Here is a 26,059-nt window from a genome sequence, read left to right as displayed (position 1 = left end):
ACTTTACCACCCTATAATTAAACTTGGAGCACGATGCCATCATGAAGATTAAAGCATTTGCACTTTGCGCCATAGCCGCAGCCATTACGGGATGTGATGTAGATTCTGACAACAACCCTAATACCCTAGGTAGTATCACGCTATCTGGTACGCCAACTTCTGGCGAAACGCTAACTGCCTCAGTCAGCGACCCAGATGGTATTTCATCAGACGTAAACTACTTTTGGTACGCTGACAATCAACTTATTGCTGACGCAAGCGGTGCAAGTTTTACTCTTACTGACGATCAAATTGGTTCGGCTATTACGGTGCAAGGCTCTTATACTGACGATGGTGGTATTAACGAATCTCACGTGAGTGAACCAACAAGTGATGTAATGGCAATAGCGTTTGAGTCAAGTATTGCCATCTCTGGCGATGTTGTAGTAGGCGGTATGCTTACTGCCACAGTTTCAGATGAAAACGGTGTAGAACCAGAAAGCATTGTTTATACGTGGTATGCAGATGATGTTGCTATTGAGAATGAAGTTACATCTACAATCACGCTTACAGAAAATGAGTTTGGTAAGGTTATTACCGTATCAGCGGCTTTTACTGATAACCGCGGCTTCGATGAAGCCCCTATGTCTGAACCAACAGACCCTGTAGGTCGCGTAAATTCAGAAGGTGCAATCGTTATTGTAGGCACGCCTACTGTTGGCAACACCCTTTCTACAGAAATTAGCGATGAAGATGGCGCTACCGGTGAAGTGACATACCAATGGTATGGCGATGACGTTGCCATCTCAGGTGCTACTCAAAGCAGTTACGTCGTTGACGCAAGCCTTGTAGGCCAGGTCATTACGGTAGAAGCGTCTTATACTGATGATAATGGTTTTGAAGAAGTTATTACCTCAGAACCTACCATTCCTGTTAATGAGCAAGCTGTTGACGAGGCTGGCTCAATTGAAATAACGGGAACCGTCCCTTATTTGGTAGACGGTGTATTAACGGCAACACTGACAGACAATAATGGGTTTGACGAAGCAAGCGTTGAATACACATGGTTTGCTGATGGCGTAGCGATTGCTGATAGCAACAGCAGCACTTTCACACCAAGTGCTAACGCTGGCGCAATCATTTCTGTAGAAGCCTCTTACACCGATAATGACGGTTTTGAAGGTTCAGCATCAGATGCTGTTGATACCATTGTTTATACTACTGTAGTTAACGATAAAGCCGGTCTTGAAAGTGCACTTAATAGCGGCCTTGCCGACGGCGATGTCTTAGGTCTAAACACCAACGTTTATGCTGACCTAGCACCAATTTTATTAACCAGTGCTGTAACCATGACTGCAGTAGAAGGCGAAACGCCGGTCATATCTGGTGAAGCATGTATAAATGTTGCTAGTACTGTAGACGGTGCAGCAATAAAGGGCATGCGTTTTGAAAGCATTGATACGGCATTAGATTCTTACTGTGAAAGCGAAGCAGCCGCAGTTATTTATTCAGAAGGCGATAACTTCACTTTTGCTGAAAATACAATGGACGGCGACCAGACCACATTGAATGAAGAAACTCATCATTGGCTTGTTGTTAATGGTGAAGGCGCCATGATTGAGCGTAATACCTTCCGCAATAGAAACAACGCGGTTAAAGGCTCGGTAATCAAGCTCTCTTCTTCGGGCCTAAACCATACAATCCAGTACAATTTGTTTGAAAATGCGGTTAACCCGAACTTCAACCAATCAAGCCTACTGCTTCTTAACATCGGAAGCACTACGGGTGCAGATGCGGCAGAAGACGCTAACTTTGTTGTTCAGTACAACCGTATTGATAACTTCACTTCAGGCCGTCGCCTAATGCGTGTTCAAACGTCTGGCGCTACTATTCAAGGTAACACGATTATTGACCCGAAAGGCGGTATTTCCTTAGAAGACGGTGGGTTTAACACCGTTGCTGACAATATCATTATTCGGACCACTGATATTTCTGGTTCAGACGAACGCCCAAGTGGTGTATTGATGACACCGCTCGGTCATACGGTAACGAATAACTACATTGCAGGTATTCGTTCAGGCAATAAAGAAGCTGGCGGCTTAGTGTTCACGGCTAACCCATTTTCTCAAGCTGACGGCGGTGTACCTAACGCAGGTAACCAAGCTGTGCTTGACGGCAGCGGTGACCTAACGCTAACTGTTACCAAGAATACCGTACTAAACTCACTTCAACCCATTGTGTTCAGCACCGAGATTGGCAGCAGAGCACCTGTGGGTGACTGTGACGAACTAACTGCAGATAACGCGCCAGTTCTTTATGGTCTTACCAAAAACTTCTTTGTAATCGACTTCGATGCTAATGCAATTGCAAATGGCTTTAACGAAGCAGATAAAGAAAGCACGCTTGGGCTTGCATTTGATTCTGAAGCGATTAGTAGTGACCACGCTTTTGAATACGACTGTGATCTAATTAACCACGAAGAATCACTACTTTCTAACAACTTCGGCTTTACCGATAGCTATGCATCGGGCGATGTTGAAGATGAGTCTTGGGTAGACATTCGCAACCTTAACGGCAACGGCGAATTTGATACCGACGGCGCTATCGACCAAGCCCCCGCAGACAATGGCAAGGAAGTGCCAGAGTTTGTTACCGCTACCAACGGTCTAATTGAAACCGACCCGAACGGTGCACAAGCAGTCGCTGGAGCTAAAGGGCTTTACTACATTCAGTCTACTGATGTAGGTGCTGGCTCTACATGGACGGCAGATAATTAATACATAAAACACAAATACCCTACACATTAAGTCACTGCGCCCTTCGGGGCGTTAGTGCATCGATAACACAACGGAGAAATTGTAATGTCGTTGAAAAGAAGCACACCCTTTACCCTAAACCCAACTGCGCGTTGGGTAAGAGCCGCATTCATCGCTGGTGTAGCCAGCACTGCCGCTTTTTCAGTACAAGCGCAAGAAACGCAAGAGCAGACCGCGGCGGAGGACGTAGAAGTTATCGACGTTGTTGGCTCACGTCGTACTATACAAGACCAAATTTCAATCAAGCGCGAATCTACTACTGTTGTTGACGGCTTATCGGCCGAAGACATTGGTGATCTACCTGCGCTTTCTATTGGTGAAGCACTAGAATCAATTACGGGCGCAGCATCACACCGTGAAAATGGTGGTGCTACAGAAATTACTATTCGTGGTCTAGGTCCGTTCTTAAGTGCGACGCACATTAACGGCCGTGAAGCGACTAACGGTAGCGGTGACCGTTCGGTTAATTTCTCACAGTTCCCAAGCGAACTGGTTAAGAAAATTGCTATCTATAAAACCCAAGACGCCTCTATGATTGAAGGTGGTGTGGCTGGTGTTATCGCCCTTGAAACTGTTGCCCCTCTTGATTACGGCAAACAGCGTATTCAGGGTGAAGTTAAAGGCAACTATAACCCTGACGAAGGCAATGTAGATAACTCACTGCACAGTGACTTAGGCTATCGTGGAACGATAAGCTATGTTGACCAGTTTGAGTTCAATAACGGCTCTGCGTTAGGTATCTCTATCGGTGCCCAGCGCCAGGATATAACTCAACCTGAGGCCGAGTACAGAAGCTCAAGCCCGACGGGCTCTTCACTATGGGCGTGTTTGAACGATCCTACCAACACTAATGAAGGTTTTTTCCGCAGCAGCGCTGGCGACTGTGAAGACCAGGTTAGCGGTAGCTCAAACCAAGGCTACAACACAGAAATCGACCCAGAAACTGGTGAGGCAATCAGTGCAGGTTCACCTTATGCGTGGACAGGTAGTTCTCGTAGCTATCGTCAAAACGAAACATCTGATGAGCGAGATGCATTCTTCTTAGCACTACAGTTTCAGCCTAATGACGCCTGGGATATTAACACTGACTTCCAGTACTCGAATCGCTTGCAACAAGAAGCAAGACACGACTTAATCTTCCTACAAAAGCGTGCGATACCTGGCTTGACCGGCCCTACGTTAGTAACCAATGATGTGGGCGGCATTCTACACTGGGAAGGTCAAGATCGTATTGAAAGCTCTGGTGAACAGTTCTCGCGTGACGAGACTTACCACGGTTTTGGTATTAACGTAGAGCACTTCGCTACTGATGCATTAACGTTAAGTTTCGACCTTGCCTACTCAAAAACCGAGCGTGAAGAGCTACAAATTTCAAACCGTGCCCGCACCGAAGACAGACAATTCTTCTCGTGGGATATGGGTGATGATATTCCTCATTTCACGGTACAGAACTTTGACGTGACTGATATCACTAACTTCTACGATAGCTTACGTACCCGTGCAGACAGAGAAAATACGCGCGAAAACGAAGTTAAGTCGGCTAGGGTAGATTTCAGCTATATTCTTGACCACGACGTTTTCGTAAGCATCGAAGGTGGCTTACGTGCATCTGAAATGACATTCGTTCAACTTGGTGGCTCTCAGGGCAACGGTTCTAGAACTGAGTGGACGTTCTCTCCTACTGAAGGCTCATCTGACGAAGAAGAGATCGCCCAAGCAATTGCGCTTATGCAAGGCTGTCAAATTGACTTCCCAGAAAGTGACTTCTTATCTTCTGTTTCAGACGGTGACATTATTACTCACGTTGATGGAGACGGAAATACCGTAGATAGCGGCACTGGTTCTTCGTGGGCAACCTATGACAACAACTGCTTCGCCCGTGCCGTAGCTGCATCTAACGGCGATGATTTCGATTACCCTGAGTTGGAATATGAAAACTCGGGAACAATAGATGTCACTGAGCGCACTTATGCCGGTTATTTGATGGCGAACTACGACACAGAAATGTGGGGTAAATTCATTCGCGGTAACTTTGGTGTTCGTGTTGTAAACACTGAAGTTACTTCAATTGGCTTCAGAAATTCATTTGAAGTTATTGAAGGTGAACTGGGTACACTGACACTTGTTGAAGATGACTCAGTAGTTGAGCGTATCGAAGGTGGTGGTAGCTACACTGAAGTGCTGCCTAGCGCTAACTTCGTAATGGATTATAGCGACGATATTCTGCTACGTGCTGGTATTTATCGCGGTATGTCTCGCGCAGACCCATCAGACCTAGGCTTTAGCCGTACGTTCCAAACTGATGATGAAGTGGCTCCTACGACTATTTCAGACTTAATTGTTGGCGTAAACGGTTCTGGTAACCCGAGTACTAAGCCACTTATGTCTTGGAACTATGACGTTGCCATTGAATGGTATCCGAATGAAGACTCAATTTTTGCTTTCGGTGTTTACTACAAGCAGTTTAACGGTGGCTTCCAACAGCAAACGGTGCTAGAAACGTTTGAAATTGAGGGCGATGATTATGACTTGCCTATTACTAACTCTGTAACAACAGACGAAAGCAGCAGCATCATTGGTATCGAAACCTCAATCGCTTATCGTTGGGATAGCGGTATTGGTGTTAAGTTTGGTTATAACTATGCTGACACAGATTACGAGTTTGAGGATAGTAATTACGGTGATACATTTATTACCGACCTTGACGGTAATACTACTCAGTTAACCCAAGGTATCATACCTCCGGGCGCCGTACCTGGATTCTCTGAGCATGTGTTTAGCGGTCAGGTTTATTACCAGATTGGAGACCTAGATACAGCGCTTATCTATAAGTACAGAAGCGAATATTTCCAACCTTACACCAGCAACGGGACGCGCTTGCGTTACGTAGACGAGGTAGGTGTGTGGGAAGCACGCGCATCGTACAAGGTTAATGACCACGTACGTGTTAAGGTTGAAGCAATTAACCTATTCAGCGCACCTAAGTCTCAAGACTACTACGTTCAAGGTAACCTTGGCGAAGTTAACGACTATGGTCCTCGCTTGTTTGCAGGTGTCACGGTTAAGTACTAAGCACTTCCAATCGCAACAGATAATGCCTTAGCAAACGCAAGGCATTACGCGACTCTGAAAGGCCCGAGTTCAAGCTCGGGCTTTTTTATTAGATAATAAAAAACCCGCTTAATTAAGCGGTTTTTTGTTTAACTATTTAGTGTTAAATTACAGCTGGTTAATTTGCCATACCGATACTGTACCGCTAACTTCATTGCCTACAACAAGAAGAGGCACACCACTTGGGCTGTCGTCAGCGCTAACAAATACCAAACTTTCTGGCGCAAGGTCACCAATAACATCATCGCTGGTTAAACCTTCGGTAAGATTGCGGTTGATCACATACTCAGCAAATTGAACATCGTAAGGGTTCGTTACATCGTAAACAAAAATACCCCCCATGCGCTCTGTACCGATAAATGCATAAGTACGGTCGCCAACTTGACCCACGGTCAATGCCTCTGGCTCTGGTCCTTTGTTCTCAGAACGTGAATCGCTAGCGTTTTCGTCGTCACCGTTATTGAACTGTGCGCCGTGAACTGAAGCGGTAATGCGTTCAAAATCGTCGCCAGAGTCATAAACCACTAAGCCGTTTTGATCCCAAATGGTAAATGAGCGCGCACCATAAGCGTATGCTGCCTCGTACTCACCGTCTCCATCAGCATCACCCATAGCTGAAGTTACACGTAAATCATCAGCCTCACCTGTTGCTTGTAGCATGGCCAATTCAGAGTTTGCAGCAGCCGTTAGGTCTTCTACTTTCACTTCATCTGTGTAGGCAAGGCAACCATCATCTTCGTCGAAATCAACACCACCAGCGGCAGTACATGCAGCTTCATCAGCAGCTTCAAAGAAGTACTCACGGGCGTCACCTTCGTTCGCCGTCACGATGAAAGTTGCGTCTTTCCACGTAAAATTAGCGATAGTATCTGGCTGATATACACCATACAGGCCAGTATATTGGCCAAAGCTAACCGCATCATCCTCTTGGATATCTATGTTAAGGCCAGCCCAAGACTTAGTCCCTAAACCAACAACATCCACGGTTAACTCTTCTAAATCTAATATCGCCAGGCCATTGTTTTCCTGAAGGCTTACATAGGCAACGTCGTTAGTCGCCGTAATATATTCAGGCTCTAGGTCTTTCGCTACAGTTGAGGTGATAGCTGTTCCATTAATTGTGCGTCCTGCTGGATTTGGGAACATCATTCCTTGTGCTATAAGCTCAGCTTCACTGCCGTTAAATGCGCTAAAGCCTACGGTAGTGCCTGTTTCTTCAGGCTCACCACTGGCAAGAATGTTGATAACCGTGATAGAACCTTCAGGATCAACAGTATAGTCATCAGACGGTTCGCCTTCGTTGGCCACTAACACTTTACCACCATCAGGGGTGAAAGTGACCATATCAGGTAGTGCGCCTACCTCTACCGAGTCTAAAAATGCGGGAGCAGAGCTATCAAGTCCGTTGTAAAACAACACGTAACCATTATCAGTTTTAACATCCGCAGGTACTGCAACGGCCATAAGGTCACCGCTTATTGCAATGCTTGTTAAACTGCCTAGTGCCACACCGTTAATGTCAGCAGGTAATGCTATCGTAGTCGGTGTTAGCGTGGTCGTATTGATTGGATCTGACATTGTTGCCGTACTAACGCCTGAGGCATCAATAACTGCAATTGTATTTGTTTCGCCGTTAGTGGCGTAAATAGTGCTGGAATCAGAATGATATTGAACGATTTCAGCTGCCGTTTGATTGCCTAAGAAGGCACGACCAACGATATCCATTGCAATACCGATAGAAGCATCGGTGCCGTCGCTGCCATCAGTACCTGGATCACCCTGTTCGCCCTGTGGCCCTTGTGCCCCTGTTTCACCCTGAGCACCATCGTCACCATCAAGGCCGCATCCTGTGAGCGCAGCTGAAACTAAAAATGCAATTAATCCGTATTTAAACTTGTTACGCACTGCCATTTGATTTCCTTTTTATTTGTTTTTTGTCGTACGTTGCGAGGTCCGAGAAATCTGGGATTTCTGCTCTTAGTACACCAGAAAATTTATTCAACTTCTATGTATAAATTAAAATCAGTTTATGACACAAATATTAAGAAGGCAAAAGCGTGTCATTTTTCTATAAAAAGTACACACCTAGCCGACTTTGCGCCAATTGTAAGTGCATATTTCAACATCTTTTATTACTTATTGAATCCAATAGAAACGCCCGTGAGCACAAAGCAGTATCTTTAGCGCGAAGGTCTAGTTTTATTTGCTCTCGCTATCTGATACTAATACGGTCAAACAGATGTATAAACTGAATGGAATATCATTTTTTGTGACAGCGTCACGAAAAATGAGTGTATTCAGCAATCAAAAGGATTAACTATGAAATTGAAATTCACTGCCTCAGCGGTTATTGCTGCTGCGCTCACATTAACTGCATGTGCAACATCTCCTACCGGCAGAAATCAAGTATTACTTTATTCAGAAGCTCAGCTAGCACAAATGGGCGATCAAGCTTTTTCAGGTATGAAAGAAGAGCTAAAAATATCGAGTAAAGCAGTACAAAATACCTATGTGGAATGCGTTGCAAACGCCATTACTGCCCAAGTTCCGACAAGCGTTTTTAGTGGTCAATGGGAAGTAGTAGTGTTTGAAGATGAACAGGTTAATGCTTTCGCGTTACCTGGCGGGAAAATAGGCGTATATACCGGGTTACTTAACGTAGCGGAAAATCAACATCAGCTAGCAGCTGTTATTGGTCACGAAGTAGGACACGTTATAGCAGAGCACGGTAACGAGCGTATGTCTCAGTCAACGTTAATTAATGTAGGTAGTCAGGCAGTAGGTCAAGTGTTGGCCGCGAACGAAGTTCCTCAATCAGGCCCTATCATGGCAGCGATTGGTTTAGGCGTGCAAGTAGGTGTTCAGTTACCTTTTAGCAGAACCCATGAATCGGAAGCCGATGTTATCGGTCTTCAGTTGATGGCGAAATCTGGGTTTGACCCAAGGCAGTCTGTAAACTTGTGGCAAAATATGGATGCGGCGAGCGGCGGTGAACGCCCAATGGAATTACTATCTACCCACCCTGCGCCACAAACAAGAATAGATAATTTACAGGCAAATATGCCCGCTGCCTATGCTGACTATCAGGCTACTGCTTATCGACCTAACTGTAAATAAAAGTACAGTCTTATAGAGTTATACTTTTTTAGGCAAAAAAAAACGCTGCATCAAGCAGCGTTTTTCGTTTTCAAGATAACGATTACTCGCCGTCTTGTTTGTGTAGGTGCACATCCATTTGTGGGAATGGAATTGATATACCTTCTTTATCAAAGCGAAGTTTAACTTGCTCTGTAAAATCGAACTTAACTGCCCAGAAATCTGCAGCATTTACCCAAGGGCGTACTACAAAGTTAACGCTGCTATCGGCAAGTTCAGAAACCGCTACAGTTGGAGCAGGTTCAGCTAAAATTCTGTCGTCTGCTGCAACCATTTCTTGCAATACTTGCTTAGCTTTAAGCAAGTCAGCGTCATAACCAATACCAACAACCATATCTACACGGCGAGTATCTTTAGCAGAGTAGTTAGTGATGTTACCGCTATAGATATTACCGTTTGGAACGATAATTTCTTTGTTATCAGGCGTATTCATTGTAGTTGTGAAAATACCAATCTTTTTGATTGATCCAGCAGTACCCGCAGCTTCAACAAAATCACCTGCTTTGAACGGCTTAAATACTAATAGCATTACGCCTGCTGCAAAGTTTTTAAGTGAGTCTTGAAGTGACAGACCAATGGCTAAACCAGCCGCACCTAAAATAGCAACAAGAGAAGTAGTATCCACACCTAGTTGATTCAGTGACGCTACTATAACGAATAACATCAAAATAGCGCTGATTATCGCCTCTAGGAAATCTACTAACATGTCATCATATTTAGACTTAGCCATCAGGCGTCTAAATAAAGACAAAATAAATCCAACTACGATTTTACCGACTACATAAATCGCTATTGCCATTAAAATGTTGATACCCCACGGAATGGCGTAGTCGTTTATGTACCTTTCAACATCACTTGCTGAAAAAAGTGAGAGTTTTTCTTCCATAATATGGTCCTTGTCATGGTTAGTTGTAATTAGCACGTATACGGTAGCAGCTATTCGTATTATCACCAATACACAATAGGTCCAAACAGCATAAATTCGCCCTAAAGTCTAAGCCCCATAGGCCTTTGATAGTGTTAGCATTATCCAAAAGTAGCGATACATAACGCTAATCTTGGGTACAACGTATACCAAAGTTTAAGTATTTTTTTGAATAATTGTCACACACATGTCACTCAACAAATGCACTATTTTACACCGAAGCTTGAATGCGCTTTGTTGTCTTTTTAACTTTGTCGGAAGTTACCGAGTTTTAAGACTTTTTTTTTGATGATTTTTTAGCCTTAAAGTTTTAGACTAAAGTCTCATAAGAACTAAACCAAATTATCGTTTTTGATGAATTTGTTTTATTTCTTGTGAACGAGCTTTAGCAAACTATGTCACTTAAAGGATTAACGCATGTTGCTTCTCATAACCCTATTTTCGGTTGTTTTGTGTTTATTTTTGTATTCACTTCGCACCGATAAAGGAAAACACACTAAGTATGCAAGAGCGGAATACCGCCCAGCACAAAAATCGAAGCCATCTTCCACAGTGTTGGAAAACTCTTCGAGCAACTCTTCGCCCTCTGCGGCATAGAGTAAACCTACGAGTCAGGTGATTATTAAAGATAGGTCGCGTGTTGCCGTTTGTGTAAGTTTTTCTCCAATTATTTACATGATGCCGTCGACAGCATTGCAACCTGCATATACTGACACGTATCATACGCATCAAAACCAAACACCTGATTCCTTATGCGTATACCAAGAGTTTATTACCCCAACCCCATTCCTTTAGAACAAGAATTTGAATTAACCGAAGATGCGGGTCATCACATCGCTACTGTGCTGCGCATAAAACCCAATCGCCCTATCGTGCTATTTAATGGCGATGGCAACGAATACAGTGCACAAGTCATAAGTGTTCAAAGGAAGAAAGTAACGGTTGAGGCCGATGCATGCCTTTCCTTAGCAAAAGAGTCCCCCCTCTACCTTCACTTAGGTCAAGGTGTTTCTAAGGGCGATAGAATGGACACTGTGCTTCAAAAAAGCGTCGAACTTGGCGTAACAGAAATAACGCCGGTTATTACTGAACGATGCACAGTAAAGCTTGACGAGTCGCGTTGGGAAAAGAAAATTCAGCAATGGCAGAAAATTATCATTGGAGCCTGTGAACAAAGTGGTCGCAATATTATTCCTGTGCTTAACGCCCCGGTAAATTTAAGTCAGTGGCTGTCCTCATCGACCAATACTACGCGGTTGGTATTAGCACCCGGTGCAGAACAAAGCTTAGCGAGGCAACCCTATAATAAGCAAGGGTTTCGACTACTAATAGGTCCAGAAGGCGGGTTATCAGACACAGAAATTCACCAAGCTAACGAAAACGGTTATCAATCGGTAAGTTTAGGCCCACGTATTTTACGTACCGAAACGGCGGCAATTACCAGTTTAAGTATTCTCCAGGCACAACACGGCGACTTTTGAGGATATAGTCTAAACCCTTTTTTTTACAGGCCTATGCTATACCCATAACTTGAAGTATTAGGGTGTGACCCAATATACAAAGATTATCAGCAGGGCTATATGAGCCGGCATTTTATAAACATCAAGGTGAGAACATTATGCAATATACCGTTGGCGTAATTATGGACCCCATCGCAAGCGTTAAGCCACATAAAGACACAAGCTTTGCGATGATGCTTGAAGCTCAGCGCCGCGGTGCAAAGGTTGTTTATTTCGAACTAAAAGACCTGTATTTAGACAATGGTAAGCCTATGGGGTTGGGCAAAACCGTGTCGGTTAAAGACCAAGCGACAGATTTCTATGCGATTGAAGACGAAGCGACCCTGCATTTAGGGGATATTGATGTTTTACTTATGCGTAAAGACCCGCCTTTTGACAGCGAATTTCTGTACGCTACCCAGATATTGTCGCTAGCGCAAGACGCTGGAGCACTGGTTGTAAATAATCCTCAGGCCCTACGTGACTACAACGAAAAATTGTTTACGTCGTATTTCCCAGAGCATATCCCGAATACTCTAGTTTCGAACAATCAGGCGCTTATTCGTGAGTTTCATGCCAAGCATCAAGATATTATTTGTAAGCCTCTGGATGGCATGGGTGGGGCCTCTATATTTAGAGTAAAACCTGACGGTAATAATTTAGGTGTAATTATTGAAACGCTGACGCATCTAGGCACCCGCTATATGATGGTACAAGAGTACCTTCCAGAGATTAAAGACGGTGACAAGCGTGTATTGATTGTAGATGGTGAAGTAATGCCATACTGCTTAGCGCGACTGCCAACCAAAGGGGAAACAAGAGGGAACTTGGCCGCCGGTGGCACTGGCCGCCCTCAGCCAATTTCTGATTCAGACCGCGCATTGGCTGAAGCCATAGCTCCTACGCTTAAAGATAATAATATTTTGTTTGTAGGGCTTGATGTCATTGGCAATAAAATTACAGAAATAAACATTACCAGCCCAACGTGCGTAAGAGAAATAGAAGCCGCGTACGACGTAGACATTATGGGCGCACTGTTTGACGCAATTGAAAAGCGCTTAGCCAACAGATAAAACGTACTTTGCACTAGTCACCGGCGCGAGTAGCTCAGATAAAGCTCAACATGGGTGAATACAGGGCCTTTGTACTTAATATTTAAAGGCCCTCTAAAGTAAAAGACGTTAGTAAAATATAGTAGTAAAAAGCAAACTATGACGGAATTAAAAAGCCTACAAAATCACTTTTTGGTCGCAATGCCTAGCTTAGACGATCCCTACTTTTCTCGTTCACTCATTTATGTTTGTGAGCACAACGCTGAAGGCGCTATGGGCATTGTGGTAAATCAGCCCTCTACTATGAACGTCAAACAACTTCTTGAACAAACTGACAAAGAGTTGACAGTTTCTGAAGACAAGGCGGAACAAATCGTACTTGCGGGCGGACCGGTCAACCAAGAACGTGGCTTTGTTTTGCATTCGTCGCAAAAGTCTTGGGCATCTAGCCTTAAGCTCGCGCCGGGAATCATGGTTACCACATCAAAGGACATTTTGACAGCTATCGCCAATGATGAGGGCCCAGAAGACGTACTTATTGCTTTAGGTTACGCCGGGTGGACACCTGGGCAGCTTGAAAAGGAAATGCAGGAAAACGCCTGGCTAACCATAGAAGCGGACGAAGAAATTTTGTTTAACACACCTATGCATAAAAAATGGCAAGCAACAGTAAATAAACTCGGTGTTGATGTATGGCAGCTAGCGCCAGGAGCCGGGCATGCCTGATATAGGAAATCGTACTGTACTTGCGTTTGACTTTGGTACCAAGAGTATTGGCGTAGCGGTAGGCCAAGAAATTACGGGCACTGCTTCACCTCTTGCAGCGCTTAAGGCACGAGACGGCATTCCAGATTGGGCATTGATAGAAAAGCTTTATGAAGAATGGCAACCCCATGTTGTCGTAGTGGGTTTACCGCTAAATATGGACGGCACAGAGCAGGAAATGACCCAACGAGCTCGCAAGTTCGCCAATCGACTCCACGGTCGTTTTCGTGTTGCAGTGGAAACCTGTGACGAGCGTCTTACTACTACAGACGCTAAAGCTATGCTGTTTGAGTTAGGTGGCTACAAAAAGCTTACTAAGGATAAAGTGGATAGCGTATCAGCTTGCGTGATCTTCACCAGCTGGAGCGAAAGCCAATACGAGTAGCCGCTTTTGCGCTACTCTTTGCTTTTAATTTTAAGTTCCTGTACTTCTATTTTTCCGCGCCGCACTGCCAGCATACATCGAATGCGCTGCCGTTTTCCTCTCCACACGCGTCACATCGCCAGTCTTCATTGCTGTTATTCGTATTACGTGATTTGTGAACGAAGGCCTCGATAACTTTCGACGCTCGCGCATACCAGCTATCGTCGACGAGCCATACTTCCTGCTGAGAATCCTGCCAAGGTAGCTCTCCTATAGCACCACCAGCAAATTCGTTTTTTACCATGTAGGGAATAGACAGCGCATCGAGTTCGCTGCGAACCGCTTGCATTTCAAAAGCGTCTTGTGAAGTGAAAAGTTTTTTCAATGGCTATCCTATTGCAAAAAATAATGCACATCGCGTAAAGCTTATACGAAAAAGCAGCCCTTTAGCTGCTTTTTAAGTAAGAAAACCGAATTACTCAATGACGTAATTATCTAGGTGCCGCTTTTTCAAAGTGTAACTGCAGCACTGAAGAAGCTGCGTCTAGTCATCCATATCAATAGATACATTAGACAAGGTGCCTAAGCTAGAGCCGTCACTGGTATCAAGCTTGATCATTAAGCGCAAATCGTTAGGCGAGTCAGCATGGTGAAGTGCCTGGTCCATATCAATCTTGCCCGCTTTATAAAGGTCATAAAGAGCCATATCAAAGCTTTGCATGCCCTGCTCTTTACCCTTTTTCATAGCTTCTTTTAATGCGCCTATTTCGTTGCGCTGAATAAGATCGCGCACTAACGGCGAGTTAAGCAGTATTTCTATTGCCGCTACCCTGCCCTTACCGTCAGGAGTAGGCACAAGTTGCTGTGCCACAATAGCGCGTATGTTTAAGCTTAAATCGAAACGCAGCTTATCGTGCTGATCTTTAGGTGCTAAATGCATGATACGCTCAATGGCCTGGTTCGCGTTGTTGGCATGCAGTGTGGCTACACATAAATGCCCCGTATCGGCAAACGACATGGCATATTCCATGGTTTCCATTGAGCGAATTTCACCAATAAGAATCACGTCCGGCGCCTGACGCAACGAGCTTTTAAGAGCATCGTCGAAAGACTGGGTATCAATGCCCACTTCACGCTGTGTGATAACACAGTTTTTGTGCTCGTGCACAAACTCAATAGGGTCTTCAATGGTTAATATATGCCCATGAGTGTTTTCATTTCTATGCCCAATAAGTGCCGCGAGCGAGGTTGACTTACCGGTACCTGTCCCACCTACAAATAGAACAAGGCCGCGCTTAGACATAATAATTTCTTTTAATACCCGAGGAAGACCTAAATCATCCGCTTTCGGGATTTGAGTAACAATACGACGGATAACCATACCCGCTTGGTCTCGTTGCCAAAACGCAGAACAACGGAAACGGCCAATGCCATCGCGCACAATAGCAAAATTGCACTCCTTCGACGTATGAAATTCGTCTCGCTGCTTTTCAGTCATCGCTTCGTGAACCAGCGCGAGCGATTCTTCTACCGACGTAGCATTTTCTGTTACTGGGGTAAGTTTGCCGTTGATTTTGGCACTTACCGGAAACTCTGCCGTTATAAACAAATCAGAGGCATTGGTATCAACCATTTTTTGTAATAGTGAATCTAGCATGATGCCCTCTAGAAGTTGTTCATAGACTGTTTATCTACCGACTTTGCCGCCGCATCTTCTTTGCTAATGACCCCCATAGCAACCAATCTCTGTAAGCATTGATCCATGGTTTGCATACCGTGCGCTTGCCCGGTTTGAATAACCGAGTACATCTGCGGCACTTTATCTTCACGAATAAGGTTTCTAATAGCTGGGATGCCCACCATGATCTCGTGAGCAGCAACACGGCCCCCACCTACTTTCTTAAGTAACGTTTGCGATATAACCGCGCGAAGCGACTCCGATAACATTGAGCGCACCATGGCTTTTTCTTCTGCAGGGAACACATCAATGATACGGTCAATGGTTTTCGGTGCTGAATTAGTGTGCAGGGTACCAAATACCAAGTGGCCTGTTTCTGCAGCTGAAATTGCAAGGCGAATGGTTTCTAAGTCACGAAGCTCACCCACCAGAATAACATCTGGATCTTCACGAAGGGCTGAGCGCAGGGCGTTATTAAACGAGTGCGTATCGCGGTGTACTTCACGCTGGTTTACCAAACTAAGTTTATTGTCGTGAACAAATTCAATCGGGTCTTCAATGGTAAGAATATGCTCACGTTTATGCGTATTAATATGGTCAACCATGGCTGCTAGGGTGGTACTTTTACCCGAACCTGTAGCGCCAGTGACTAGCACAATTCCGGTAGGCTGATTGATGATGTCTTTAAAAATTTCGGGCGCGCCAAGGTCGTCTAAGGTTAACACCTTGCTAGGAATGGTACGCAGCACCGCCGCGGCACCGCGATTTTGAACAAAGGCATTAACACGAAAACGAGACAAGCCATTTACTTCGAATGAAAAATCGGTTTCTAAGTTTTCTTCGTACTCTTTGCGCTGCATGTCATTCATAATCTCATAAACAAGACCATGAACTTGCTTGTGATCGAGGGCAGGCACGTTAAGTTTACGCATCTCTCCATCTACACGAATAATTGGTGGTAGGCCCGCTGATAAGTGTAAATCTGAGGCGTTATTCTTAACACTGAAAGCCAAAAGTTCGGTAATATCCACAACCACTTCTCCAAAACAAGGTGAATAATGCAAACAATAGCAGAAAGACTAGATTCCGCACGAAAAGGAATAGACCAAGCCGCTACCAGTGCACATCGTCCACCAAAAACCGTTAAATTGCTAGCGGTTAGCAAAACAAAACCCGTATCAGATATCATTGAAGCGTATGAAGCGGGACAACGAATGTTTGGCGAAAACTACGTGCAGGAAGGTGTTGAAAAGGTTCAGGAACTTGCAAGGCTTGAAAATATTGAGTGGCATATGATTGGCCCTATTCAGTCAAATAAAACTAAAGTAGTAGCTGAACATTTCGACTGGGTTCAGTCAGTAGATAGAGAGAAAATAGCCCGCCGTCTAAATGAGCAACGCCCTGCCTCAATGCCGCCATTAAACGTATGTATTCAGGTGAATATTGATGATGAAGGCAGTAAGTCTGGCGTAGCGCTCGACGAATTAGCGTCTTTAGTTGAGTTCGTAACGTCACAGGAGCGCCTTTGCTTACGCGGTTTGATGGCTATTCCCAAGGCCAATCCTAGTGAAGAACAACAGCGCGCTACGCTAACTGAGCTAAAAGAATTATTTGACCACTACCATACATCACTGAGCAATTTTGATACCCTATCCGTAGGAATGAGTAGTGATATGGCAGAAGCAATTCAACATGGCTCTACCATGGTTCGAATAGGTACCGCTATTTTCGGAAAACGTACTTAGTGATACCTATCGTGCTGAGCTTTTAGTGATTAGCCATGCTACACAGACTTAAATGCAATCAACAAATAGGATTTACATGCAACAGAAAAAATTAGCATTTATTGGCGCGGGTAACATGAGCCGCAGCATCATCAGTGGTCTTATCAAATCTGGGTATGCGAAAGAAAATATTCTTGCGGCAAACCCGTCCACTCCAAAGTTAGACGGCCTTAAAGCCGAGTTTGGTATTCACACCACGCAATCTAACGATGAAGCGTGCCAATTCGCTGACGCCATTGTGCTTGCGGTAAAACCACAAATTATGGGTGATATGTGCGGCGAACTGCAAAAAAATAACGACCTATCGGGTAAGTTGTTTATGAGCATCGCAGCCGGTCTACCCGTTGCCAGATTACAAGAGATGTTAGGCGGCGAATACCCTGTGGTTCGTATTATGCCAAATACACCAAGCTTGTTAGGCAAAGGCATGTCGGGTATGTACGCCGACGATACAGTGTCTGATTCTGACAGACAGTACGTAGACGATGTGATGAACAGCGTGGGCGAAACCGTTTGGGTAGATAAAGAAGATGGCATTAACGGTGTTATTGCCGCAGCGGGTAGCAGCCCAGCCTATTTCTTCTTGTTCCTACAAAACATGCAAGAAGAAGCCATGAACATGGGATTTGATCAAGCCCAGTCACGCCTTATGGTGCAGCAGGCTATGTTGGGTGCAGCTGAAATGGTTTGTAACAACCCAGACCTTGAATTAAGTGAGCTTCGTGCCCAAGTTACGTCAAAGGGCGGCACTACAGCCGAGGCCGTAAATACCTTCATTAATGAAGGCTTAAAAGATATTGTTAGCAAGTCGATGCGGGCAGCCGTAGCGCGTGCTGAAGAAATGGCAAAACAGCTATAACGTTTTAGGAAAAACACAACATGAATGCAACGGTATTTTTGGTTGATACCTTATTTAGCCTTTATTTGATGGTGGTTATTCTGCGCCTTTGGTTACAAATGGTTCAAGCAGACTTTTATAACCCAATGAGTCAATTTGTAGTAAAAGCAACCCACCCTATCGTGGGGCCGTTGCGCCGTGTTATCCCGTCAATCGGCAGATTCGACACCGCTACCTTTGTATTGGCGATAGCGGTATGCGCGCTTAAACTCGTTACTCTTGGGCTTATGTTTGGCGGTACGCTAAACCCCGTAGGCATAGCCATTTTATCGGTAATTGGCGTGGTAAAAGAAACCCTATCGCTAATGTTCTGGGTATTGCTGTTACGTGCAATTTTAAGCTGGGTATCGCAAGGTCAATCTCCGGTAGACTATGTGCTGTATCAACTAACTGAACCCTTTCTAGCGCCTATTCGCAAAGTCATTCCTCCGCTAGGTGGCCTTGACTTGTCGGTACTGATTGCCATCATCGCATTACAGTTTTTACAGCTTCTGATCCAAGACAGTTTCCCTATGTAAACAATGTTTATTACATGTATTAACGGTGAAACCTTAGGTCATACGGTATCAGGCAGCGGGTAAGCCCGCTGTTTTGTAAAAGATAAATATGAAGGCAAAGTAAGGTCTATCATGAGTAAGATAAAACAACTTAAGAAAGGGTACGTAGCCCTTCTTGCAATAGCTATAGCTTGCTTAAGCTTCTCTGCATTTGCTGAACAGAAGAAAACGCTCGGCGAATGGGATGTACACTACATGGTCGTAAGTACGCCATTTCTAACGCCTGAAGTTGCGGCTAATTACGGTATTGTAAGAAGCAAGTTTAACGCGCTGGTCAACATTTCCGTACTCGACAAGGTTTCAGGTGAAGCGCAGCGTGCAGACGTAACAGGTACGGCAAAGAACCTTTTAGGCAATGCTCGCAAACTTACCTTTAAGAAAGTGGAAGAAGGCGATGCCATTTATTACCTCGCTGTACTACCGTTTCGCGATCAGGAAACGTTCAGGTTTGAAATAGACGTGCAAAAGGGTGCAAGTAAACAGACGCTGAAATTCCAACAAAAAATGTATGTGGATGAATAGGCAACTGCAGATTACTTTCTAAGGGCAATATTGTTTACTCGTTAAACCATGCCAACCCTAGTAATTTGTAACCTCTTTTTACTAAACATAATTTTAAAACGATTTAGCGAGATTGCCGATAATCGGTATCTCGCTTTTTTTATTGTGTTAAAAAATTGATAACTCCCCTTTACCAATCTGATGCAGTAGTAAATAATCAAAGCAACTGGTCGGGCAAGTTGGCTCGTAAAGATTAAAGCATTAGTTACTGAAGCCTGCTGAAGCGCGATTAAAATCAGTTTCTACGTACTTTAATTACTACACAACATGCTAAATGCCTTCATAGTAAAAAATAGAGAATAAATATGAATACGCCCTCGTCACAGTCTGCACCTCAGACCGCCGCTGCCCATTCTGTAAATACGTCAGAACAGCAGTCACCTTTTTACCCTAACCTATTAGCCCCATTAGATTTAGGTTTCACTACACTACGTAACCGTACCCTGATGGGCTCGATGCATTTAGGTTTAGAGGAGGAAAAAGGCGGCTTTGATAAACTGGCCGCTTTCTATGCCGAGCGGGCCAAAGGCGGTGCTGGGCTAATTGTGACTGGCGGTATTAGCCCTAACATTTCAGGTTGGGTTGCGCCCTTCGCCGGCAGAATGACGCGCTCTCGTCATGCCAAGAAGCACCGTGTTATTACCGATGCTGTGCATAAAGAAGACGGTAAAATTTGCATGCAAATACTGCATTCGGGTCGCTATGGTTATCACCCGCTTGCCGTTTCAGCTTCACCTATGAAGTCGCCCATTACCCCTTTTAAGCCTCGCGAATTGTCCTCACGCGGTGTAAGAAGCACCATTAAAGACTATGTTAAATGTGCTGCCCTTGCCCAACAAGCAGGTTACGACGGTGTAGAAATAATGGGTTCAGAAGGTTACCTCATTAATCAATTCTTTTGCGAACGTACTAACCACAGAAATGATGAATGGGGCGGAAGTTTAGAAAACCGAGCCCGCTTAGCTATTGAGATAGTTAAAGGTGTGCGCGAGAAATTAGGTACTAACTTCATTATTATTTATCGCCTGTCTATGCTGGATTTGGTTGAAGGTGGCGCTAAGTGGGATGAAGTCGTGTACTTGGCTAAAGAAATTGAAAAAGCAGGTGCTACGCTTATTAATACTGGTATTGGATGGCATGAAGCCCGTGTTCCTACGATTTCCACTTCTGTACCTCGCGCGGCGTTTACCTGGATAACCGAACGCATGAAAAAAGAGGTGTCTATCCCTCTTATTACCACTAACCGTATTAATACCCCAGAAGTGGCAGAATCGGTATTGGCGCAAGGGCATGCTGACATGGTATCGATGGCCCGCCCTTTCTTAGCTGACGCTCATTTTGTGGCCAAGGCCATGCGCAATGAATCTAAACTTATCAATACCTGTATTGCCTGTAACCAGGCCTGCCTTGATCATGCGTTTGAGCAAAAGCGTGCAAGTTGCTTAGTAAATCCACAAGCGTGCTATGAAACCGAACTTACCTTTACCCCTACTCAAAACAAGAAAAAACTAGCGGTAGTAGGTGCAGGGCCTGCGGGTTTGGCGTTTTCTATGTATGCCGCAGAGCGTGGCCACGACGTACATTTGTTTGATAAGGCCAGTGAAATTGGCGGTCAATTTAATTACGCCAAGCAAGTGCCGGGTAAAGAAGAGTTTTATGAAACCCTGCGTTATTTTGACAATCAACTTGCGAGAGTTGGCGTTACGATTCACCTTAACACAGAAGTGAACGCAGAAAGCCTTGTCGATGAGGGGTTTGATGAAGTGGTGTTAGCCACAGGCATCAATCCTCGAACGCTTACAATTGAAGGGCACGACCACCCTAAAGTGATGAGTTATTTAGACGTATTGCGTGACCACAAGCCCGTAGGTAAGAAAGTGGCTATTGTTGGTGCTGGCGGTATTGGCTTCGACGTAGCAGAGTTCTTAGTTGAGCACGAACACTTAGCTAAGGATAAAGAAAAATGGCTAGCTCACTGGGGTATCGACAAAAATTACTCAGCACCAGGGGCACTTAAAGAAAAGGCGATAGAGCCTTCTGAACGCGAAGTGTATTTACTACAACGAAAGACCTCTAAAGTAGGTAAAGGGCTGGGCAAAACTACGGGCTGGATCCATAGGCAATCATTGAAACACCACAACGTTCAAATGATAAATGGCGTTTCCTACGACAAAGTGGATGATGAAGGCCTTCACGTACTCATTAACGACACGCCTAAGGTGCTGCCTGTCGATAATGTTATTGTATGTGCAGGCCAAGAGCCCTTTAAACCTCTGCAGCAACCTCTAGAAGAGGCAGGATTTACCGTGCACATTATCGGCGGTGCTGACGTCGCGGCTGAACTCGATGCCAAGCGTGCTATTCGTCAAGGCGCTGAACTGGCAGCGCGAATCTAAGTGCTAAGCGAGCTATGGAAACTAAGTCATTAATGGCTATTTTGAATAGCCTTTAGCTTAGCGGTGTAAAGCGCTCTGTTCTGCGAAGGCAGTGAAAGAGAGAGCGCTTTTTCCATCATACTTTCAGCTTTAAGCACCTTCCCCTGTAAAAAATAAGTCTTAGCCATAGCCGAGTAGCTTTCTCCCAGATAAGGGCCTGTAGCGATGGCTTTGTTGAAAAACATTTCTGCCTCCGAAAGCTTGCCCTTCGCTAAAAATGCATTACCTAAATCTATCCAACGATAAGGGTTATCGTCGTCTGTTTTTAAATACATATCCCCAATACGCGATAGCGTTTCTACATCGCCTACCTTTTTAAGCAACACTGCGAAATTTGATAGCGTATGTACCGACTGGATATGATTCTCGATAGCGAATTCGTATAGTCTCCGAGCTTCTTCTTCGTAGCCGTTTGAACGGTAGAGTACAGCGAGAGAATTTAGCGTAGATGCATTCGCTGTGTTTAACTGCATTGCGCGATACAAATAACTGTAGGCTAAATCAGGGTTGTCACTCATCACTTCAGCAGACATATTTTGGTAATACATTGAGATGAAGTCAGCCTCGGAGATGTAAACTCCCCGGTCGTTTCGGCTTGATGGAAAATAATCAATGATCGCTCTTCCCCTAAAAACAATGCTGTCGCCTGTTTTTTCAGGTTCAGGCCCTAAAATAATACTTCTCACATGTGTTGACGTAGTGAGCATGTTTCCAAATCGCCGATACAGTGGTGGGGTATGGACTTGTTGATAAACCACATCAAGGTTAACGAGCTTAGCAAGCGCTGTAGTAAGTAAAGCAAGCGACATACAGTTTCCGTAACGGTTGTTTAAAACATCTCTTGCTTTGAGCGTGTCCCCTGCGTAACTAAAGTTTGAGACCAGATTTTCTAAGTACTTTGCAAGGCGAAAATTAGGTGATACATGTGCTTTACTCGGCGAGTTATAATAAGAAAGAAAGTGCTGCTTTTGCTGCTCAGATAACGCAAAGAGTGCCTCGGGCTCTTCCACATCGACCAATGCGAATTCGCTAATCTGCCAATTGAAAGGAGCTAACTCACTCTTATTCTGGTCATCACTGCTTTTAGTGCTCTGGCACGCCACATTAGCCATCAATGCTATAGCTAGAAATAACAGTTTTGTTTTCAACCTGCCTTCCCTCCCTCACTTCCTTTTGTATAAGAGTAATTGTTCAAAAAAGTTGGCTAGTTAGCTTCCAATGGCAATGAGAAGAAATTCTTCTTAAAATTGATCAAACATAATAGTGTTGCCGTCAGGGTCTTTAACAATAAAATGCCCTGGGCCACTGTCGCCTTTCACCGGCACTTCTAATGCAACGTCTTGCTCAACTAAACTCGCCTGAAGTGCTCTAACATCGCTGGGGTTAAAAGTCATAATGTTGTCTTCAAACATACCTTCGAATAAGCCAATCATGGTGGTGCCGTTTTTCATCATTAACCATTTGTCTTCCACCGAGCCACATGAAGGCATAGCTTCAAAACCTAATGCTTCGTAGAAGGCTTTCGATTTATTAATATCCTTGACCGTTAAACTTAATGAAAATAACCCTAACTCCACCTTGCGCTCCTTTAAACCTTTAGAAAAATTGTACAATTACTACTCTAGTGAAGCTGTACGTCAATATCACTGCTATTGGTCGCAAAAACCAAAAAAGCCAGCAAGGTCTGAAACTTACTGGCTTTATAGTGTTTTAAGTTCTATTTAATTTGCCGTTTTTCACTAACTTTGTTGGCTAGCAATCCAGCGGTCAATTTTCTGTTCAAGAATAGCAAGTGGAATGCCGCCCGTGTTTAACACTTGTGCGTGGAATTCACGGATATCGAAATCATCACCTAATGCCTTCTCTGCGCGCGCACGCAATTCTTGAATTTTTAGCGCGCCTACTTTGTAAGATAGCGCTTGCGATGGTATAGCAATATAACGCTCTACTTCTACCACGACTTCCGTGCGAGTCATGCCTGAGTTTTCGAGCATAAAATCGATAGCTTGTTCACGGCTCCAACCTTTGGCGTGAATCCCCGTATCTACTACCAAACGCATAGCGCGCAGCTGCTCATCCTGAAGCGTTCCGTAACGGTTCCATGGGTCATCAAAAAAGCCCATTTCATAGCCCAAGGTTTCTGAATATAGCGCCCACCCTTCACCGAAGGCTGGTAGGAAGCTAAAGCGCATGAAAGACGGCAGCGCTTCGTTTTCCTGGGCAAGGCTCACTTGGAAATGATGGCCCGGAGCACCTTCGTGTAGGTACAAGGTAACGTTGCCGGTGGTTAAGCGGCTAGGCAAATCGTAGGCGTTAAAATAGAAAGTACCAGGACGAGAGCCATCTGGCGTGCCTGGTTGATAGGATCCACCCGCACTGAATTGCTCAATAGCAGGGTCGTAAGGTTTTATTTCTAACTCAGATTTTGGCAGTAGAGAAAAGTATTGGTCAATTTTTTCATCCACTTCACGACCAATATCATAATAGCTCTGGGTTAGCGCCTCACGGCTTTCAGGCTTGAACTTAGGATCGGTGCGTACATAGTCGAAGAACTCGTTTAATGTTCCTTCAAACTTTACTTCGTCTTTAATTTCAAGCATATCATTTTTGATACGCTTAACTTCTTTTAAACCAAGATTATGCAGCTCATCAGGGGTCATTGGCAGTGTCGTTGAACCTTCCACCATCAATTGATATAGCTTTGCACCACCTTTCATATCGCTAAGGCCAATGCTTTCACGGGCAACAGGCAAATACTCGTCGCGAAGGAAATCGCGCATACGGGTGGTTGCATCGTAAATTTCTTGCGTCGCTTGTTCGTACTCAGCGGTTAAACGGGCTTTTTCTTCGTCAGAGAAACTTTCTGGGAACATGGTAATTGGCCCCCAAAACTGTGACTCTTTGATAGGGATAGCCAGCTGTGTATCGAACTGCTTGATCACGCGGTCGATAGTCAGCTTAGTTTCAAGCACACCGGTTTCCATGCCCTCGCGGAACTTTCCGATAGCGCGGTCAGAAATAGCAATGTAATCCTTATGGCGAGATAAATTATTTTCGTAATCTTCTACTGTTTTAAATGGCGCAGCGCCTTTTCCGCTCGCAAAGGTCGGGTAAAAAGTGTGGAATCCGCTAAAGTGGTTTATAGGGCGCACAGCTGTCAGTGCTTCAATTTCATCGCTCGACATTTTTAGCGAGCGCTCTTGATTGTATTTGAATACATCGTAGGCAAGTTTGTCAGTATCGCTTAGCTTACTGCGGTCAATTTGTTTAAGTTCTGACAAGTTGAGTAATGTGGCCGTTTTTCCCGCTAAAGCGTGAGAGTCTGTAAAGAAATCGCCCATTCTGTCTGCGTAACGCATATCGCCGCGAAAAATGGCCATAATTGGGTTTAACTCGATATTGCGCTGGTCAGCGGCTGCAAATAACCCAAAAAGCTTCTCGTGCTCAGACGCTTCTTTTGTCACTGATTCACTTGTTGATGGAGTCTGCATATCTGCGTGATTGTGTGCATGAGCCACAGCTGAGCTAAGGCCCAGAGCCATAGTTACAGCACTACTTACGAGCAGTGTTTTAAATGCTTTCATTTTTATTCCCTTGTTATTTCGTCGCTGTTTTTGCTTATATTTCGCAAAAAAAGCGCTGTCGTTATGTGTTTTCTAATCGCAGCACGGTTTACTCAGGCAAATGAGCCATCTCTCGTCGCCATGCCCTTTCATAGGCTTCACGGCCCAATACACGTTTCGCGTAAACCCCTACATTGTCCGTTTTGCCGTCAAGCACAATATCGAGTTTACTGCCTTTTGCCCACGCCAAAATATGACCTGCTATCACGTCGGCCATGGTAAACATGGTGCCGCATACAAATTCTTTATCGCCCAGCATAGAAGAAAACACCGGCAGTACGCGCTTAAACTCCCATACCGCCACTTCACGCATTTGTTCAAGTCTTTGCTCTTTAGGCAGTGCGAAAGTGTGTTTTGCTAAATTCCAAATGGGCTGCTCTAATTCACTGGTAAGAAACAGCATCATCTCTTCATATTTTGCACGCTCAAAACTGCCTGGCTCTGGGATAAATTCATGCATGCCGTGTCTTTCAGCTAAAAAGGTGACAATAGCAGCAGACTCAGTCAAGGTGCCTTCGGGTGTCGCTAGCGCTGGAATTTTTGCAGCCGGGCTTATAGCTTTGTATTCCTCTGATAGGTGCTGTCCTTGTTTTAGGTCAACCAACTTGTAATCAAAAGGCAAGCCGAGCTCTTCCAATGCCCATGCCACGCGAACCGAGCGGGTTTTCGGATAACCATAAAGTGTATACATGCCTATGTCCTTTGATAGCCTAATTGGTGCTAACTGTAAGTCGAATAGGAGAAAAGTGCCACTACCATATTGTTACTGAGTTTTACCGCGCTACTACAAACTTACCCGCCTTCATTTCATAAAACGCATAAAAAAATATAGAAATGCATTCGGTAACTTTTTCAT

At 44.5% G+C, this 26,059-nt stretch carries 21 protein-coding genes; 12 read left to right on the top strand and 9 right to left on the bottom strand.

The features are described from left to right. The first annotated feature begins 41 nt into the window (after positions 1-41). Positions 42-2,756, top strand: a complete 2,715-nt coding sequence (locus ACXACS_RS06835; RefSeq protein ID WP_474805330.1) for a poly(beta-D-mannuronate) lyase — start codon at positions 42-44, stop codon at positions 2,754-2,756. Positions 2,757-2,840: 84 nt separating this feature from the next. Further along, positions 2,841-5,867, top strand: a complete 3,027-nt coding sequence (locus tag ACXACS_RS06830; protein WP_474805329.1) for a TonB-dependent receptor — start codon at positions 2,841-2,843, stop codon at positions 5,865-5,867. A 147-nt stretch (positions 5,868-6,014) separates the two neighbouring features. On the opposite strand, the gene ACXACS_RS06825 is transcribed toward ACXACS_RS06830, so the two are convergent. Continuing rightward, positions 6,015-7,817 carry a choice-of-anchor I family protein gene (locus ACXACS_RS06825; RefSeq protein WP_474805328.1) on the bottom strand — a complete coding sequence of 601 codons (1,803 nt, stop codon included), beginning with the start codon at positions 7,815-7,817 and terminating at the stop codon, positions 6,015-6,017. 408 nt (positions 7,818-8,225) lie between these two features. On the opposite strand from ACXACS_RS06825, the gene ACXACS_RS06820 reads away from it, so the two are divergent. Continuing rightward, entirely contained in the window at positions 8,226-9,023 is a 798-nt protein-coding gene (locus tag ACXACS_RS06820) for a M48 family metallopeptidase (RefSeq protein ID WP_474805327.1), read from the top strand. Positions 9,024-9,105: 82 nt separating this feature from the next. Here ACXACS_RS06820 and ACXACS_RS06815 read toward each other — a convergent pair whose 3' ends face one another. Further along, the gene (locus ACXACS_RS06815; protein ID WP_474805326.1) at positions 9,106-9,948 is read right to left on the bottom strand and encodes a mechanosensitive ion channel family protein; all 843 of its coding nucleotides are present in this window, start codon (positions 9,946-9,948) and stop codon (positions 9,106-9,108) included. Between the two features lie 791 nt (positions 9,949-10,739). On the opposite strand from ACXACS_RS06815, the gene ACXACS_RS06810 reads away from it, so the two are divergent. From ACXACS_RS06810 to ruvX, 4 genes are all read left to right on the top strand, one after another. Further along, positions 10,740-11,468: a 16S rRNA (uracil(1498)-N(3))-methyltransferase gene (locus ACXACS_RS06810; protein WP_474805325.1), complete on the top strand. Its 729-nt coding sequence runs from the start codon at positions 10,740-10,742 to the stop codon at positions 11,466-11,468. 137 nt (positions 11,469-11,605) lie between these two features. Further along, on the top strand, positions 11,606-12,559 hold the full coding sequence (gene gshB, locus ACXACS_RS06805; protein ID WP_474805324.1) for a glutathione synthase: 954 nt from the start codon (positions 11,606-11,608) through the stop codon (positions 12,557-12,559). A gap of 138 nt (positions 12,560-12,697) precedes the next feature. Beyond that, the gene (locus ACXACS_RS06800; protein WP_179984299.1) at positions 12,698-13,264 is read left to right on the top strand and encodes a YqgE/AlgH family protein; all 567 of its coding nucleotides are present in this window, start codon (positions 12,698-12,700) and stop codon (positions 13,262-13,264) included. Further along, complete coding sequence (gene ruvX, locus ACXACS_RS06795; RefSeq protein ID WP_179984300.1) at positions 13,257-13,688, top strand: Holliday junction resolvase RuvX; 432 nt, start codon at positions 13,257-13,259, stop codon at positions 13,686-13,688. The genes ACXACS_RS06800 and ruvX overlap by 8 nt, the downstream gene beginning before the upstream one ends. Positions 13,689-13,734: 46 nt before the next feature. Here ruvX and ACXACS_RS06790 read toward each other — a convergent pair whose 3' ends face one another. The 3 genes from ACXACS_RS06790 to ACXACS_RS06780 form a co-directional block, all read right to left on the bottom strand. Then, on the bottom strand, positions 13,735-14,052 hold the full coding sequence (locus ACXACS_RS06790) for a putative signal transducing protein (protein WP_474805323.1): 318 nt from the start codon (positions 14,050-14,052) through the stop codon (positions 13,735-13,737). Positions 14,053-14,211: 159 nt separating this feature from the next. Continuing rightward, entirely contained in the window at positions 14,212-15,324 is a 1,113-nt protein-coding gene (locus ACXACS_RS06785; protein WP_474805322.1) for a PilT/PilU family type 4a pilus ATPase, read from the bottom strand. Between the two features lie 8 nt (positions 15,325-15,332). Then, a complete protein-coding gene (locus ACXACS_RS06780; protein ID WP_179984303.1) occupies positions 15,333-16,376 on the bottom strand; it encodes a type IV pilus twitching motility protein PilT in 1,044 nt (347 codons plus the stop codon). A gap of 27 nt (positions 16,377-16,403) precedes the next feature. Between ACXACS_RS06780 and ACXACS_RS06775 the strand changes: the two genes are divergently transcribed. From ACXACS_RS06775 to ACXACS_RS06755, 5 genes are all read left to right on the top strand, one after another. Next, entirely contained in the window at positions 16,404-17,090 is a 687-nt protein-coding gene (locus ACXACS_RS06775) for a YggS family pyridoxal phosphate-dependent enzyme (RefSeq protein ID WP_474805321.1), read from the top strand. A 76-nt stretch (positions 17,091-17,166) separates the two neighbouring features. Then, positions 17,167-17,988 carry a pyrroline-5-carboxylate reductase gene (gene proC, locus ACXACS_RS06770; RefSeq protein WP_474805320.1) on the top strand — a complete coding sequence of 274 codons (822 nt, stop codon included), beginning with the start codon at positions 17,167-17,169 and terminating at the stop codon, positions 17,986-17,988. 20 nt (positions 17,989-18,008) lie between these two features. Then, positions 18,009-18,545 carry a YggT family protein gene (locus ACXACS_RS06765; RefSeq protein ID WP_474805319.1) on the top strand — a complete coding sequence of 179 codons (537 nt, stop codon included), beginning with the start codon at positions 18,009-18,011 and terminating at the stop codon, positions 18,543-18,545. A gap of 111 nt (positions 18,546-18,656) precedes the next feature. Beyond that, entirely contained in the window at positions 18,657-19,106 is a 450-nt protein-coding gene (locus ACXACS_RS06760) for a DUF4426 domain-containing protein (protein ID WP_474805318.1), read from the top strand. 344 nt (positions 19,107-19,450) lie between these two features. Continuing rightward, the gene (locus ACXACS_RS06755; protein ID WP_474805317.1) at positions 19,451-21,541 is read left to right on the top strand and encodes an oxidoreductase; all 2,091 of its coding nucleotides are present in this window, start codon (positions 19,451-19,453) and stop codon (positions 21,539-21,541) included. 29 nt (positions 21,542-21,570) lie between these two features. Here ACXACS_RS06755 and ACXACS_RS06750 read toward each other — a convergent pair whose 3' ends face one another. From ACXACS_RS06750 to ACXACS_RS06735, 4 genes are all read right to left on the bottom strand, one after another. Then, complete coding sequence (locus ACXACS_RS06750) at positions 21,571-22,728, bottom strand: tetratricopeptide repeat protein (protein ID WP_474805316.1); 1,158 nt, start codon at positions 22,726-22,728, stop codon at positions 21,571-21,573. 93 nt (positions 22,729-22,821) lie between these two features. Further along, positions 22,822-23,157 carry a VOC family protein gene (locus ACXACS_RS06745; protein ID WP_474805315.1) on the bottom strand — a complete coding sequence of 112 codons (336 nt, stop codon included), beginning with the start codon at positions 23,155-23,157 and terminating at the stop codon, positions 22,822-22,824. A gap of 162 nt (positions 23,158-23,319) precedes the next feature. Next, the gene (locus ACXACS_RS06740) at positions 23,320-25,164 is read right to left on the bottom strand and encodes a DUF885 domain-containing protein (protein ID WP_474805314.1); all 1,845 of its coding nucleotides are present in this window, start codon (positions 25,162-25,164) and stop codon (positions 23,320-23,322) included. An 88-nt stretch (positions 25,165-25,252) separates the two neighbouring features. Further along, complete coding sequence (locus tag ACXACS_RS06735) at positions 25,253-25,894, bottom strand: glutathione S-transferase family protein (protein WP_474805313.1); 642 nt, start codon at positions 25,892-25,894, stop codon at positions 25,253-25,255. Between the last annotated feature and the right edge of the window lie 165 nt (positions 25,895-26,059).

The sequence above is a fragment of the Alteromonas sp. AWM4_230 genome (assembly GCF_056158305.1).
This window is presented reverse-complemented; position numbering and strand designations above follow the sequence as displayed.